We start from the raw sequence: 15,526 nt of genomic DNA, 5'->3' as shown, positions 1-15,526 counted from the left end.
GTAATGGGGTGTTGGATCATGAAGGAAAGACGGACCCGGCGGCTGAGCTTCATCCTTTGCGCCGCACTGCTGCTGTCGAGCTTGATGCCGGCTGCGGCTTCGGCCGAGGAGACGGCGGATGCATTCGATTCGCTTCGCGGCAAATGGTTTGACGTGTTGACCGGCGGCACCCTGGCCGATACGGCAGATCCGGACCAGGCCGGGCAAATCCGCCTGATCGAGGAGAAAGCGGAAGCCGCCTGGGATTCGCTGCAGACAGGCGACGCGCGTATCGCGTGCGATTGCCTATGGCTTGATTTGACCGGCACGACGTTATCGGGCAACAATGTCGTCGCTTACGACCGCCTCCGCTCGATGGCGCTAGCTTATAAGACGCCGGGAAGCGGGCTGTACGGGAACGATTCGCTGCTCTCGGCCGTCATCGACGCTTTGGACTGGAATTATGCCAACCGCTACAACGAGCATACGGTCCGGTACGGCAACTGGTACCACTGGGAGATGTCAGGGCCTCAAAATCTAATGGATACCGTTATTTTGCTCTATGATGAGCTGTCATCCGAACAGATCGGCAGCTACATGAGAGCGGTCAAAGCGTTCTCGCCCGATCCGAATCTGACCCGGGGCGTGGTCGCCACCGGAGCGAACCGCGTCGAGAAGGCCTGGGTTTATATGCTCCGGGGCATCATTGTGAAGGACGGCTCCGAGATCGCTCTTGCGCGGGATGCGCTTAGCGACGCTACCGGTACCGAGACGTCGACGAACGGGCTCAACAACGTATTCGCCTATACGACCGTTCCGGAGGCGGACGGCATGCATGAGGACGGGTCCTTCCTTCAGCACGGGCCCCATCCGTACATCGGGAACTACGGCACGACCTTCTTTCAGCTGATCGCGAACGCAGTCTATCTGCTGAGCGGTTCCCCCTGGGAAGTGACCGACCCGCGGTCGGCGAACGTGTTTCAGTGGGTGTACGACAGCTTTGCCCCTACTCTGTATAAGGGCGGGCAGATGGACATGTTTCGCGGGCGATTGATTTCGAACGCGGGCGTCCAAAGCCATGTGGCCGGGCACCGAGTCATTCAGGGCGTGCTGACGACGATGATGTTCGCGCCGCCCGACGATGCGGCGGCGTTCGCCGGCATGATCAAATCTTGGGTGACCGGAGATACGTTCCGCGATTTTCTCGTGAACGCTCCGATCTTTTATTCGGCGAATGCGAAGAAGCTCATCGAGGATCCGGCGATCGAGCCTTACGGCGACATGGTCATGAATAAGATCTATACCCAGTCCGACCGCGTCGTCCACCGCCGACCGGACTTCGCGTTCGGGATCAGCATGTCGTCATCCCGCGTATTCCGCTACGAATCGATTAACGGGAACAATCTGCACGGCTGGCGGACCGGAGACGGCGCGACATATTTGTATAACGGCGATCTCGGCCACTATGACGAGGACTATTGGCCGACTGTGGATCCGTACCGGCTATCCGGGATCACGGCGGACGCACAGCCGCTCGCAGACGGCGCGGGTCAGAGCACCAAGACGCCGTACAGCTGGGTCGGCGGCGTATCGGACGGAGAGTTCGGCGCCGCCGGTATGCAGTTTCAACCGTACGGCACGAGCTTGACCGGGTACAAATCATGGTTCATGTTCGACGACGAAATCGTCGCGCTCGGCGCGGGCATTACGTCCGCGAGCGATTACCCGGTGGAGACGATTGTGGAGAATCGGAGAATCGACGATGCGGGCACCGCCTTGCTCACGGTGAACGGCCAGCAGCAGCCAACGGATGCGGACGGTGCGGAGCAGTCCTACATGAACGTGAGCTGGGCCCATCTGGCAGGTTCTGAAGCAGGCTCGGACATCGGCTACTATTTTCCCGCCGGCGGCACGGTGATAGGCAGCAGAGAGGTGAGAACCGGAACTTGGGGCGCGATTCAGGGACCGGCCGAAACGGTGCCGATTACGCGCACCTACCAGAAGCTGTGGTTCGATCACGGGACCAAGCCTTCCGGAGCCGCTTACGAATATGTGCTGCTCCCGAACAAGTCGGCCGAGGAGACGGCGCGGTATGCAGAGCAGTCCCATATCCGGGTGCTCGCCAATACGGCGGAGGTTCAGGCCGTTCAGGAGACGGACAGGGGCATCGCAGCCGCTAACTTCTGGACGGATAAGACCGCGACCGCCGCAATCGACGGAACGCCGTGGATATCCAGCGCTTCCAAGGCTTCCGTCATGACGAGAAGGATGGCGGATACGCTGGAGGTCACGGTTTCCGATCCGACCCAGTCCCGAACGGAGCCGCTTTCGGTTGAAATTCATGAGGCGGCCGAAGGCGTCGTCTCGCAGGATTCCCGAATCCGGGTCCTCCAGCTGCGCCCCACGGTCAAGCTGGCGGTCGACGCGGCCGGCGCGAAAGGAAGCTCCTTCCGGATCAAGCTCGCCTTAACGAGTCCGGACGGCGACAGCGAACCGCCGAGCGCGCCTTCGCAGCTGTCCGCGACGCCGGTATCGAAGAGCGCAATCCGGCTGAGCTGGGCTCCTTCCAGCGACAACCATAGTGTAGCGGGTTACGAGGTGTACAGAAACGGCGCCAAAGTCGGCGTCGCGTACTCCCCTTATTTTGTGGACGAGGGCTTGGCGCCGAATACGGTGTACCGTTATGCCGTGTCGGCATTGGACACGGCCGGCTTGCGGTCGGGAATGAGCGAGACCGTCAGCGCCGCGACGCTCGACGTCAACGCCTATCTGATCCGGGACGATTTCGACGACGCGCCCGTAGGCGAGGCGCCGGCGGGGTATACGCTGGATCTCGCGGGAGGCCGGATCGCGGTTGCAGGCATTCCGGATGCGTCCGACCGAAGTTTAGAAATGGCCGATACATCAAGCAGTTTAGCGGCGGTCGCTTCGAAGGCGATCGGCGATCAGTCGGAGCCGGTCCGCCTGCAGTTCAAGCTCATGCTGCCGTCGGCAAGCAGCTATCACTCCTGGAACTTGCAGGGAGACGGCACGGTGAATGCGGTTACGATCATGACGAGCGGCCGCAATCTGATTTTTAAGAACGCGGCGGGCGGAGACACGGTGCTTCAGCCTTATACGCCGGGAACGTGGTACACGGTTGCCGTTCTCGCCGATCCGGTGTCGGATCGGGCTAATATCTACGTCGACGGTATCGTCAGGGCGAGCGGCGTCCCGTTCCGGAAAGCCGTATCTACCCTGAACGCATTCGCCGCGTCGACGGGGGCAACGGGCACGGGCACGCATTATTTGGACGACATCGAAGTGTATCCGTTTACCGTCTGGATCGAGGATGCCTTCGATCAAGAGCCGCCCGGGACGGCGCCGCGCGGGTATACGGTAGCCTCGGGCGGCGGATCGGCCGCCATCGCGGAGTCTCCGGGAAGGTCAGGAGGCAGCTTGAGACTTCAGGATGACAGCCCGGATGCCGCCGTTTCCGCGGAGAAGTCGTTTATTTCCGCCGTCCGGACGGCGCTGGAGTTCGATTTGATGCTGCCGGATGAGTCGCGGGGCTTCACTTGGAGCCTTCTGGACGAAGCGGGCGGATCGGCGGCGGCCCTTGAGGCGTCGGGGTCGGAGTTGGTCGCGCTGGGACCGGACGGTACCCGCCAAGTCGTGGCGAGCCTTTATCCCGATGTATGGTATAAGGCGAAACTCATGGTGGACGTCCCCAAGAAGCGCTACATGCTTTTCCTTAACGGCAGAAAGGCGGCAGAACTAGCGCTGCAGCACCCTGTAAGCGCAACGTCCCGGCTCCGGGTTTCGTCTGCGGCCGGAGAGACCGGCATCGCTTACACGGACAACGTCAAGGTGTATCCGTTCGAATTTCTGATCGATGACGATTACGATGCGGAGCCGACCGGCGCATCCCCAACCGGCTACGTCCTGGATGCACGCGGCGGCCCGATCGCGATCAGCGATACGCCGAGCGGGACGGATAAAAGCTTGAGATTCGAAGACAGCACCAGCCGGGCTTCCGTCGCGACGAAGACGTTCTTCACCCAGCGCCAGTCCGTCGTCGCGAAGTTCGATGTCATGCTTCCCGCTTACGGGACATACCACTCCTGGAACCTCAAGGACGGGGCCGGCACCAACGGGATTACGATCATGTCGTCGTACCTGAATCGTCAGCATGTATTCGTCTATAAAAACGCATCGGGCGGCGACACCGTCATTCAGCCGTACAGCGAGGGGACATGGTACAGGTTCAAAATCATCGCGGACCCGGACAGCAATCGCTTCTCTTTATATGTCAACGGCGAGCTGAAAGTGAGCGATCAGGGCTTCCGCTATTCGGTTTCCCATTTGGCGGGATTTGCGGCATCGACCGCCACCGGAGGCTCGGGGACGTTCTATCTGGACAATCTGCGAGTGTATCCCGCGGGCTTTCTGGAGACGGAGGATTCCGACTCTGCCAACGGAACGCGTATTTCCGTGCTGGACGACGGGAACGCCGCGCAGACGGGGAATGCGGATTACGTCTTTACGATCTACGCCAAAGCTTGGGACCCCGACGGCGATCCGATGACGGTCGCGGCGTCGGCCGGCGGAACGAAGAAAACCGTAGTGCTGGGAGCCCCGCCGCGGACGGAGCCCGAACAGCCGAATGTGGAGCTGAGCTGGAGCGGGTCGGAGCTGCCGGAGGGCGAGCATGCGCATATTGCCGTAACGGCCAGGGACGCGTTCGGGGACGAAGAGACAGCCGTATATGCGGGTACTTTCTTGGTCGACAAGACCGCTCCGGAGATCCTGTTCGATGGTGCAGGGGAATATGACGCGAACGAACGGATTACGGTCACCTGCACCGCTTCGGATACCGTTACCGGCGTAACGTACAGCGATTGCGGCGGAGGGCCGCTCGTCGATACTCTGGCTTACCTGCTTGCTCCCGGCACGTATACGGTTACCGCGCATGCGACCGATGCGGCGGGGAATGCGGTCTTGGCATCAGCCGGCTATACGGTTCGGGTTACGCCGGAAGGCGTTGCAAGGCTGATTCATGAATGGGTCGAGGGTCCGGGCGGCAACGGAGTCGCCAAGTCGCTGCTCGAGAAGCTTGAGAAGAGGATGTACGCTCCTTTCATTCATGAGGTTCAAGCACAGCAAGGCAAAATGATTACCCAAGCGCATGCCGAACTGCTGATCCGGTTGATCGATGCGCTTAGCTAAGGAGAATGAGTATGACGAGCGGCGGAATCAGATTCGAAACGAGACTCATTAGCTCCCTCGCGAAGGTGTTTGCCGATGAGGAGCTTCAAGCGCCGCCTTACCGAGAGGCATCGGCGCTGCAGAACGAAACGTTCTCCTTCCAGGCGGCGTACCGCGCAAGGGAACGGATAAGGAACATTAACGTCGCCGTCGATTCGGAGTGTAACGACGCCGTGACCGTCCGCCGTGTCGGGCTTGTTCCTTCGCATTATCCGGTTAGGGACCATCATGACGGATATGTCCTGCGCACTGCGCCGGGTCTGTATCCGGATCCGCTCTATCCGCTGGAGGAGCAGGAGGATGTAACGGCAGTAGGCGGACAATGGCATGCCTTATGGATCGACGTCGAGCTTCGCGAGGATTCGCCGGCAGGGAAGCGGACAATCCGCGTCGCGTTCGAGACGGAGCGGGGCGAGCCGCTCGGCGAGGAAACGTTCTCGCTGGAAGTCATCCCGCAGCTTCTTCCCGCTCAGTCGTTGATCCACACGGAGTGGTTCCATGCCGACTGCATCGCCACCTATTATCAGGTGGACGTATTCAGCGAGAGGCATTGGCTGCTGATGGATAAGTTCGTCGAGGCGGCCGTAAAGAACGGGGTCAACATGATCTTGACACCGCTCTTCACGCCTCCCCTCGATACGCAAGTCGGCGGAGAGCGCCCGACGGTACAGCTTGTGGACGTATTTGTAACGGACGGCGGCTACTCGTTCGGATTCGAACGGCTGCAGCGATGGGTGGAGCTTTGCAGAAAGAGAGGCGTCGAGTATTTCGAGTTTTCTCACCTGTTCACCCAATGGGGGGCGAAGCATGCGCCGAAAATTATCGGTCTCGCGAATGGACAGCCGAAGCGGCTGTTCGGCTGGGAAACGGACGCGGCCGGTACCGAGTATCGCAGCTTCCTGGCCCAGTTCCTGCCGGAGCTTGCGGCCTTCATCAAGCGGCACGGCATAGAGAAGCACTGCTTCTTCCATGTGTCGGACGAACCGCATGCCGAGCATCTAGAGGACTATGCGGCTGCGGCCGAAATCCTCAATGAGCATGTGAAGGAGTTTCCGAGGATCGACGCGCTGTCCGATATCGCGTTTTACGAACAGGGGCTGGTCCCGACGCCGGTTCCGGCGACCGACCGGATCGAGCCCTTTCTGGAGCGGAAGGTGCCAGGGTTATGGGCTTATTACTGCAACTCGCAGCATATCGAGGTGTCCAACCGCTTCTTCGCCCACCCTTCCGTCCGGAACCGGATCATCGGCTTTCAGCTGTACAAATACGGAATTGCGGGCTTCCTTCATTGGGGTTTCAATTTCTGGTACAGCCAATATTCCAAACGGCCGGTCGACCCCTTCCGGGTGACCGATTGCGACTTGGCTTTCCCTTCCGGCGACGCGTTCGTCGTGTATCCCGGTCCGGAAGGTCCGATCGAATCGCTGCGGCTGGCCGTCTTTCGCGATGCGCTTCAGGATCTGCGGGCGCTGCAGCTTCTTGAGAGCTATATTGGCAAAGACCGGGTGGTGGAAGTGATCGAAGGGGAGTTGGACTCGCCGATTACGTTCAGGAGCTACCCGCGCGATGCGGAGTGGCTGCTTGCGAAGCGGGAGCAAATCAATCGTCTGATCAAAGCATACGGGAGCGAGCAATGAACCATACGAATGCCAATCAGCCTGTATCAGCTGTCATTGTAGGCGCGGGGCAGCGTGCCATGATCTATGCGTCTTACGCCCTGAAGCACCCGGACCGGCTGAGAATCGTCGGCGTAGCGGAGCCGGACGCGGCGCGGAGGCGTCTGGCCGCTTCGCTCCACGGCATTCCGGAATCGCAGTGCTTCGACTCGGTCCATGCGCTGACGGCGGGCCCGAAGCTTGCCGATGCGGCGATTAACGGGACGATGGACCGGCTGCATGTGGAGACGACGCTGCCGCTCCTTGATGCAGGCTATCATGTGCTGCTTGAGAAGCCGATGGGCATCCATATGGAGGAGATCGACCGGCTCCGGGAGGCGGCGCAGCGGACGAAGCGGGTCGTCATGATCTGCCATGTGCTGCGGTACGCGCCGTTCTATGCGGCGATCCGCAGGGCAATCGCTTCCGGCGAAATCGGGGACATCGTCAACATCCAGACGGCGGAGCATGTCAGTTATCACCATATGGCGGTTTCCTTCGTCAGGGGCAAGTGGAGCAGCGAGGAGCAATGCGGGTCCCCGATGCTGCTGCAGAAATGCTGCCACGACCTGGACATTATCGCCTGGCTGATGAACGGCGTGAAGCCTGTCCGGGTAGGGAGCTTCGGTGCGCTGGTCCATTTCAGGCCCGAGCGCGCGCCGGAAGGCGCGGGAATGCGCTGCTTGGCCGACTGCCGGATCGAGGACTCTTGTCCCTACTCCGCAAGAAAGCAGTACATCGAACGGGATACGTGGAATTTTCATGTGTGGGGCAACTTCGACTTAGGATTGCGGCGTTCGGAGGAGGAGATGTACCGCCTGCTTCGGGACGAGAGCCCGTACGGCCGGTGCGTGTGGCACAGCGGCAACGACGTGGTGGACCGGCAATCCGTCATCATGGAGTTCGAGAACGGCTGTACGGCTACCCACAATATGGTCGGCGGCGCCGCCAAATCGTACCGAACCTTGCATATCGTCGGAACGAAGGGGGATATCCAGGGCAATCTGGAGGACGGCTATTTTGAGATCCGCAAGCCCGACACATCCGTGAAGGCGGGGTATACGTCGGCCCGAACGGATATCAGCGTGACGGACGACAGCCACGGCGGGGGAGATTTGCGGCTCGTGGAAGATTTCGTGCAGGTGCTGCAGGGAGGCGAGCCCTCTCTTTCCTATACAGCGCTTGAGGAGTCCGTCTACGGTCACGCGATCGCATTCGCCGCCGAACGATCCCGCAAGGGGAGACGGCTGGAGGAGCTCAAACTATAACAGGCGGGAAAGGAGCATGAGCATGAACCGCGTTCAGGCGATCGAGGACGTCATTTCGAAAACAAGGAACAATCTGCAGCGCCGGGGGGAGCTCTTCCCGCATATTAAAAAAGGCGGCAGCCCGGAAAACCACTATGTCTGGCATGGCAATACAGACTGGATCGAAGGCTTCTACACCGGCATGGTCTGGCTCAGCTATGAATATACGGGAGATGCTTATTTTCGCGAGGCGGCGTACCGGCAAATCGCCGACTTCCGCCGGCGGCTCGACGAGAATGTCAGTCTCGAGCATCATGACATCGGCTTCCTCTACTGCCCGTCGGCTTTGGCGGGCTGGATCGTCGAGCGCAACGAGGAGGCGCGCAGACTGACCTTGGACGCGGCCGACAAGCTGCTGACGCGGTGGCGGCCGAAAGGGCAGTACATCCAGGCATGGGGACCGGAAGGGGACGCCAAGAACGGAGGGCGGATCATTATCGACTGCTTGATGAATCTGCCCCTGCTGTTCTGGGCGTCGGAGCAGACCGGTGATCCGAAATATAAGGAAATCGCCGTCAAGCACGCGGATTTGAGCCGCCGATATCTGGTGCGCGGCGACGATTCCTCGTATCACACCTTTTACTTCGATCAGGAAGACGGCCAGCCGATCCGAGGCGGCACGCATCAAGGCTTTCACGACGGCTCCACCTGGACGCGCGGGCAGGCTTGGGGCATCTACGGTTTCGCCCTATGCTACCGGTATACGGAAAATCCGCTGTACCTGGAAACGTCGAAGCGGCTTGCCCGATATTTCATCGAACGGATGCCCGAGGACCATGTCGTCTACTGGGACTTCGACGTCGAGCAGGCGGAGGGCACCTACCGGGACAGCTCCGCCTCGGCCATTACGGCATGCGGGCTGCTGGAGCTCATGGAGCATCTGGAGCGGGACGGAGCGGATTACGCCTATTTTGCGGATGCCGTTCATCGTTCCATGCAATCGCTGTATGAGAACTATTCGACGAAAGACGAACCGGAGGCGGAAGGGATCCTGAAGCACGGCTCCTATTACGTCAGGGGCGATGCCGGTCCCGACGATTATATCATCTGGGGCGACTACTATTATCTCGAGGCGCTGCTGCGAATGGAAAAGGGGCTGCCCGGTTATTGGTATGAACGAAACCGGGAGCGGACGTAAGCGAAAATGGAAGGAACCCTATCCTGCTGTTCGGGGGATAGGGTTCCTTTTCCTTTACAGACGCATTCGCGCCTGCACGGTTTTGGCGTATTCGGACGGCGACATGCCGGTCTTTTTGCGGAAATCCCTGGAGAAATAATGAATGCCGGAATATCCAAGCTTCTCGGCGATCTCGGTATACGTGCACTGGCTTTCCCGGATCATCGTTTTGGCCTGTTCGATGCGCAGGCTCTTAAAATACTCCATTACGCCCATGCCGGTATGGGCATGCATAATTTCCTTCAGCCGGCTCTTTCCGAGGTGCAGGGCTCGTCCGAGGTCGTCCAGCGACAGAGGGTCCGACAGGTGGGAGCGCATGTATTCGATAATTTGCTCCGCGTGCTGCTCGTCGGATTTTTCTTTACGCACATGCGATATTTTAACACCGTCGGCGGCGGGCGCGGACGCTCTTCTCGCTAATGAAATCAGCAAAATTTCCAAATAAGCGTTCACCAGCTGCTCGGAGCCGAACGGCGCATCGGCGCGGCGCTCGAGGCGGTGGTACGACGGGTCGCCCCAGGGCGGCTCGAAGGCTTGGAAGCCCTCCTGCATGAGGAGCGACAACAGATTTCGTTCCCGGCCGTCGAGCGCAAATCGGCGCTCTGCGAAGGCCGACATCGCCGGCGAAGCGCATTCGAACGAAATGACGATCAGATTCGGCGGCGTATGATGCTCCCGTACGCGGACCGTATGGAACTCGTGGGGCTTATGAAAAATGATTTCGCCCTGCTTCATGTCCAGCAAGCGATCGTCGGCTCTGACTTCCACTTCTCCTTTATCCACGTACAGAAACTCCCAGAAGTCGTGCTCTTCGCCTTCGAAAACAAATCCCTTGGCATATTCGAAGTAATGGAATGAGATCAGGCCGCCGACCGTTATGACTTGCTCCAGCATGGTCCTCGGGAATTTCATGGGCGACTTCCTTTCGATGGCACTGTCGTTGCTCTTCCATTGTATAAAAAATCCGGCTGTTTGTATAAATGCAACGCTGCAATCGTCTCTTATAATGAAACCATCTTGCAAGGCGAGGTGGGGGCAATATGAAGAAGGGCATCAATATTTGGTCGTTTCCGGGCGGCATGAAAGTCGCCGACTGCATCCGTTCGGCCGCCGAAGCCGGGTTCGACGGGATCGAGCTCGCTATGAACGAGGACGGGGAGCTGAGCCTCGACTGCACGGACGATGAGATCCGTTCGATCCGGCGAACGGCGGAGGAAGCGGGGATCGAGCTGTCCAGCCTGGCGAGCGGCTTATATTGGTCGTATTCGCTGACAAGCGATGACCCCCGGACCCGGGAGAAAGCGAAATCTATCGTGAAGCGGCAGCTTGAGCTTGCGGCGGCGCTAGGCGTCGATACGATTTTAGTCGTGCCCGGGGCGGTGGGAGTCGATTTTATTCCGGATGCAGGCGTCGTCGCGTACGATCAGGCGTACGACCGTGCCTTGGAAGCCATGGCCTCGCTCGCCGGAACAGCCGAGGAGTTCGGGGTCGCGATCGGCGTCGAGAATGTGTGGAACAAATTTTTACTGTCACCGCTCGAAATGCGCCAGTTCATCGATGCGGTCGATTCGCCTTACGTAGGCAGCTATTTCGATGTGGGCAACGTCTTGTTCTCCGGCTATCCGGAGCAGTGGATCCGTATCCTCGGCAAGCGCATCAAGAAAGTGCACTTCAAGGATTACAGACGAAATGCCGGCGGTCTTCACGGCTTCGTCGACCTGCTCGCCGGCGATGTCGATTATCCCGAAGTGATGCGCGCGCTTCGAGAGATCGGCTACGACAGCTACGTCACGGCCGAAATGATCCCGCCGTATACGCATCATGCCGCGACGATCGTAAAGAACACTTCTACGGCCATGGATGCCATTCTGGGGAGGGGGTAACGGCATGAGAATCGGATTGATCGGACTAGGCTTTATGGGAAGAACCCATCTTGAAACGTATGAGCGGCTCCGGAAGGAAGGGCTGCCCGTCGAAGTCGTCGCCGTCTGCGACGCCGATCCGGCGAAGCTTGCGGGAAGGGGAGCCGGCGGGAATATCGAGACGTCGTCATCCGACCTGGATTTGAGCGGATATGCGAAATATACCGATGCTGCCGAGATGCTGGCGAGCGAGCGGCTGGATGCGGTCGACATTACGCTTCCGACGTTCCTTCACCGGGACGTGACGGTACAATGCCTCCGAAGCGGCGTTCACGTCTTGTGCGAGAAACCGATGGCTTTAAGCGTCGGAGAGTGCGCAGACATGACGAAGGCCGCCGAGGAAGCGGGAAAGCTGCTGATGGTCGGTCAATGTCTGCGCTTCTGGCCGGCCTATGTCTACCTGAAGGAAGCGGTAGCGAACGAAACCTACGGCAAGGTGAAGGCCGCCGTATTTTTCCGGGGCGGAAGCACGCCGACATGGGCCGCCTGGCTGACGCAGAAGGAGAAAAGCGGCGGGGCGCTGATCGATATGCATGTGCACGACGCGGACGTCGTGAACTGGCTGTTCGGTAAACCCGAAGCGGTTTCCTGCCAGGCGTTGAACGTGGTGCCCGGCAGCGGCTACGATATCGTCTCGACACACTATCGGTACCCGGACGGCAAGGTAATCAACGCGCAGGCCGACTGGACGCTGCAGGGCGACTTCGGTTTCGAAATGTCGTTCCGCGTCAACTGCGAGAGAGGCAATCTCGTCTTTAAGGACGGCGTACTGACCGTCAACCCGAGCGACGCATCCGGCTATGTCCCGGAGCTGTCCCCGGAGCTCGGCTATTATTTTCAGCTGAAATACTTTGTGGAGGCCGTCGCGAACGGCACGCCGGTCAGCGCCGCGACGCCGGAGAGCACGATGGAAACCATCGCGATCATCGAGGCCGAAGTCGAATCCGCCGACGGCGGCGGCGCGTGGACGCCGGTGCGATAGAAAGGCCGGCGGGCGAAACGATGCGATATGAATGTCGCTTCGTCGAAGGCGGGTCGTCCTCCGCTGAAGATCGGTGGGACGGGCTGGAGCTCATGCACCTCCAGGATACGGTCACGGGAGAAGCGCCGCGGCTCGAAACCGCGGTTCGGGCTTACTGGGATTCCAAGGCGCTGCACATCCGCTTCGATTGCGAAGACGATTACGTGGCGGCCTCGATGACAAGCCGCGACGATCCGCTGTACGAGGAAGACGTAGTAGAGATCTTTATCGACGAGACAGGCGAAGGAAGGCGTTATTTGGAATTCGAAGTCAGTCCGAGGAATATCGTATTCGACGCGATCATTCATCGCGACGAAGCCGGGGGCTTGCAGATCGACAAAGAATGGAACGCGGAAGCGATGGAGACGCAGGTGTTCGCAAACGAAAACCGAAGGACGTATTTCATCTCCATTCCTTTCGAGGCGTTCGCCGAGCGGCCGCAGCTCGGCACGGTGTGGCGCTGGAATTTGTACCGGATCGACGACGATCCGTCCGGAAGAAGGCACTATTCGGCATGGTCTCCCACAGGCAAGGTGAATTTTCATATGCCGGCGCGGTTCGGAGAACTCGTTTTCATTGCGGATAAGCGAGTCTATATCGATTGAGAAAAAGCTAAAATTCCCTATCTTTCCAGGGGTTTTAGCTTTTTTGTTGACTTGGCGTTTACGCGGCGATCGAACTCGACGGGACTCTTACGGCTTGCTGTAGGAGTTATTTCCATGACCCCATTTCATTGCTTCCGCGTGCAACCTTTCGTAGAATGAATAGGTAAAGCGCTTTCTCGCAGCCGATGGATGGACGTGCGTCGTGCGCGGAAGGGGAGGATCGTCATGAAGCAAAATTGGTATCGACGGATGCTGTTATCCTATTTCCCGATTTTTATGTTTACGATTACAATTCTTATTTTTCTATCCTTGGCCATCGTGAACGATCTCTCGTATAAAGAAACCGTGAAGGCGGACCGGATGACGACCGGTTACATGATCGACCGGCTCTCCCGTTCGCTGCGGAACATCGAGCTGGACGTGCTGGAAGAAGTCCAGAAGAACGACCGATACCGCGAGTTCATGGATCCGGCGCGGGCGGAGGCGGACAGCCAAATCATGTACGACGTGGCCGACAGCATGCGCCGGCTGACGGCGAGCGACGGCTTGATCGCTTCGATCTACTTGTATCGCCACGCGGACAAGCAGGTGTTGACGCCGAGCGGTCTCGTGCCTTGGGAGGCGTTCGCCGACCGGGCGTTCATCGAGCAGGCGCTGCGGCAGCCGGATAACCAGTCGTGGTCGCCGATTCGGCCGTTCCGCGAGTTTCGGATCGATTCGGAGAAGCGGGTCATTTCCATGTACAAACGGGAACCGCTGCCCTTCGGAACGGACGGCCTCATCGTCATCAGCGTCGACATGTACGCGATCCAGCGCATGATCGAGTCGATGAACGACGGCGACGTCTCGTTCGTGGACGTGCGCGACGAAGAGGGGCGGCTGCTGTTCAGCACGCGCTCGTCGCAGGAAGAGGCGGAGAACGGCCGGGTGCTGAACCGAATGAAATCGGAGCTGCTCGGCTGGCAATTCGAGAGCGGCCTTGCCGCCGGTCAACTGTTCGTGTGGGTGTCGGTCATTTCGTACACTTGGGTCGTCGTCGGCCTGCTGACGGTCGGCTTCGCCATTTTTTACATCATCTATATCACGAGGAAAAACTACAAGCCGATTCGCATTATGATGAACCGGATCGAGTCGATTCGGCTGCGGGAGGACGAGTTCGGCCAGAAAATGGACGAGCTGTCCGTGATCGACAGCGCGCTCGAGAACTTGATCCAACAAACGGCGGAGTTCGAAAAGCAGCAGCGCGAAAATTGGCTCGTCAGCCGGCGGCAGCTGTTCCACGATGTGATGCATGGCAACGGGCTCGACATTCCGGAGGAGCGGTTCCGGACGCTGGCGCAGCTGCCCGAGGGGGGCGGTCCGGACATGCTGGCGTTCATCGTCGTCGAGATCAAGCAATACCGCAATTTCCGCAGCGCGTTCTCCGATAGGGATCAGCATACGCTGAAATTCGCGCTGACGAACGTGCTGCAGGAGCTGGCTCAAGCGGACGGCATGTACGGTTGGGCGGAATGGATCGCGGAAAACCGGATGGGCATGATCGTCGGCCTCCGCGGAGATGCGGGGGAAGCCCGAGAGACGATCCGCCGGTTCGCGGACAAAGGGCGCGCGTGGGTATCGGAATATTTGCGGCTCTCCCTGCTGTTCGGCATCGGACAGATCGAAAGCGGATGGGACGGCGTCGGGCGGTCGTACAAGGCGGCGGTCGACGGGCTCCGGCACAAAATGTCGCTCGGCCGCGCGGCGGTCATTATGAGCGAGGATGTGCCGGAGGAAGGCAGCCGGAAGTGGTATGCCTATATGCAGCACGTCTCCGAGCTCGTGAAGGAGTTCCGGCTCATCGCGGGCGATTGGCGCGCGCAGCTGGAGGCGCTGTTCGAGCGGATGGAGACGGATCGATTGAAAGACGAAGAAATTCGAACGGTGCTGCAGACGCTCATGGACATGCTAAACGCCGAGCTGTCGGAGCTGTCGGAGGAGCTGGCCGCGCATTTCCGGGGACCCGAGGCGGAAGCGATGTCGCGCGAGCTCGACGAGCTGGCGACGCTGGAGGACGTGAAGGCGCGGTGGTCGGAGCGGCTGACGGACATCTACCGGACGTACGTCGCGCACAGCGAGACGAAAAACCATCGCGCGATGATCAACGAAATGCGCTCGTATATCGAGGAGCATTTCGACAATCCCGATCTGTCCTTGAAGCATCTGAGCGACCGGTTCCACATTTCGGGGAAATACGCGAGCTACTTGTTCAAGGAAGAGTTCAATCTGAAATTCGTCGACTTCCTCGTGCAGCTGCGCATGGAGCGCGCGGAGCAGCTGCTCGCCGAGACGGAGGAATCCGTGCAAAACATCGCCCTCCGCGTCGGGTATGCGAATTCGATTACGTTCGGGCGCGTCTTCAAACGGATCGTCGGCGTCACGCCGGGCGACTTCCGAAAGCTGAAGATGAAGCCGGGAACAGCCCGGATTTCCGGGCCGATTTGAAAACGGTTTAGCATGCGATTTCGGTTTTATTACCCAGGTAATGGAAATTGCTCGACCGGTTTATGCGTCGGAAACTGGTTTATTGCAGCCCGTTCGGATCCCGTGCCATACTTTGGTCAATCCGAAACG

At 59.4% G+C, this 15,526-nt stretch carries 9 protein-coding genes; 8 read left to right on the top strand and 1 reads right to left on the bottom strand.

The features are described 5' to 3' along the window. Window positions 1-18: 18 nt before the first annotated feature. From VE009_RS01780 to VE009_RS01765, 4 genes are read left to right on the top strand one after another with little or no spacing between them, the layout of a single operon-like run. The gene (locus VE009_RS01780; protein WP_325005671.1) at window positions 19-5,187 is read left to right on the top strand and encodes a polysaccharide lyase family 8 super-sandwich domain-containing protein; all 5,169 of its coding nucleotides are present in this window, start codon (window positions 19-21) and stop codon (window positions 5,185-5,187) included. 11 nt (window positions 5,188-5,198) lie between these two features. Beyond that, entirely contained in the window at window positions 5,199-6,863 is a 1,665-nt protein-coding gene (locus tag VE009_RS01775; RefSeq protein WP_325005670.1) for a DUF4091 domain-containing protein, read from the top strand. Next, window positions 6,860-8,149, top strand: coding sequence for a Gfo/Idh/MocA family oxidoreductase (locus VE009_RS01770; protein WP_325005669.1), 1,290 nt, complete (start codon window positions 6,860-6,862; stop codon window positions 8,147-8,149). The genes VE009_RS01775 and VE009_RS01770 overlap by 4 nt, the downstream gene beginning before the upstream one ends. 16 nt (window positions 8,150-8,165) lie before the next feature. Continuing rightward, window positions 8,166-9,326: a glycoside hydrolase family 88 protein gene (locus tag VE009_RS01765; protein WP_325005668.1), complete on the top strand. Its 1,161-nt coding sequence runs from the start codon at window positions 8,166-8,168 to the stop codon at window positions 9,324-9,326. 54 nt (window positions 9,327-9,380) lie between these two features. On the opposite strand, the gene VE009_RS01760 is transcribed toward VE009_RS01765, so the two are convergent. After that, the gene (locus VE009_RS01760; protein WP_325005667.1) at window positions 9,381-10,277 is read right to left on the bottom strand and encodes an AraC family transcriptional regulator; all 897 of its coding nucleotides are present in this window, start codon (window positions 10,275-10,277) and stop codon (window positions 9,381-9,383) included. Window positions 10,278-10,405: 128 nt separating this feature from the next. Between VE009_RS01760 and VE009_RS01755 the strand changes: the two genes are divergently transcribed. The 4 genes from VE009_RS01755 (at window position 10,406) to VE009_RS01740 (ending at window position 15,397) form a co-directional block, all read left to right on the top strand. Continuing rightward, entirely contained in the window at window positions 10,406-11,248 is an 843-nt protein-coding gene (locus VE009_RS01755) for a sugar phosphate isomerase/epimerase family protein (RefSeq protein ID WP_325005666.1), read from the top strand. A gap of 4 nt (window positions 11,249-11,252) precedes the next feature. Continuing rightward, window positions 11,253-12,269, top strand: coding sequence for a Gfo/Idh/MocA family oxidoreductase (locus VE009_RS01750; protein WP_325005665.1), 1,017 nt, complete (start codon window positions 11,253-11,255; stop codon window positions 12,267-12,269). Between the two features lie 20 nt (window positions 12,270-12,289). Next, window positions 12,290-12,913 carry a carbohydrate-binding family 9-like protein gene (locus VE009_RS01745; RefSeq protein ID WP_325005664.1) on the top strand — a complete coding sequence of 208 codons (624 nt, stop codon included), beginning with the start codon at window positions 12,290-12,292 and terminating at the stop codon, window positions 12,911-12,913. Between the two features lie 225 nt (window positions 12,914-13,138). Further along, a complete protein-coding gene (locus VE009_RS01740; protein WP_325005663.1) occupies window positions 13,139-15,397 on the top strand; it encodes a helix-turn-helix domain-containing protein in 2,259 nt (752 codons plus the stop codon). The last annotated feature ends 129 nt before the right edge of the window (window positions 15,398-15,526 follow it).

This window comes from Paenibacillus sp., from assembly GCF_035645195.1.
In the GTDB taxonomy this organism is placed as follows: Bacteria; Bacillota; Bacilli; order Paenibacillales; family YIM-B00363; genus Paenibacillus_AE.
The sequence above is the reverse complement of the archived record's forward strand: the minus strand, read 5'-3'. Positions and strand labels throughout refer to the sequence as shown.

What these genes read in the sequence shown, in the direction of transcription:
- VE009_RS01780 (WP_325005671.1), top strand. Translation starts at nt 19, where the DNA reads ATGAAGGAAAGACGGACCCGGCGGCTGAGCTTCATCCTTTGCGCCGCA.
- VE009_RS01775 (WP_325005670.1), top strand. Translation starts at nt 5,199, where the DNA reads ATGACGAGCGGCGGAATCAGATTCGAAACGAGACTCATTAGCTCCCTC.
- VE009_RS01770 (WP_325005669.1), top strand. Translation starts at nt 6,860, where the DNA reads ATGAACCATACGAATGCCAATCAGCCTGTATCAGCTGTCATTGTAGGC.
- VE009_RS01765 (WP_325005668.1), top strand. Translation starts at nt 8,166, where the DNA reads ATGAGCATGAACCGCGTTCAGGCGATCGAGGACGTCATTTCGAAAACA.
- VE009_RS01760 (WP_325005667.1), bottom strand. Translation starts at nt 10,277, where the DNA reads ATGAAATTCCCGAGGACCATGCTGGAGCAAGTCATAACGGTCGGCGGC.
- VE009_RS01755 (WP_325005666.1), top strand. Translation starts at nt 10,406, where the DNA reads ATGAAGAAGGGCATCAATATTTGGTCGTTTCCGGGCGGCATGAAAGTC.
- VE009_RS01750 (WP_325005665.1), top strand. Translation starts at nt 11,253, where the DNA reads ATGAGAATCGGATTGATCGGACTAGGCTTTATGGGAAGAACCCATCTT.
- VE009_RS01745 (WP_325005664.1), top strand. Translation starts at nt 12,290, where the DNA reads ATGCGATATGAATGTCGCTTCGTCGAAGGCGGGTCGTCCTCCGCTGAA.
- VE009_RS01740 (WP_325005663.1), top strand. Translation starts at nt 13,139, where the DNA reads ATGAAGCAAAATTGGTATCGACGGATGCTGTTATCCTATTTCCCGATT.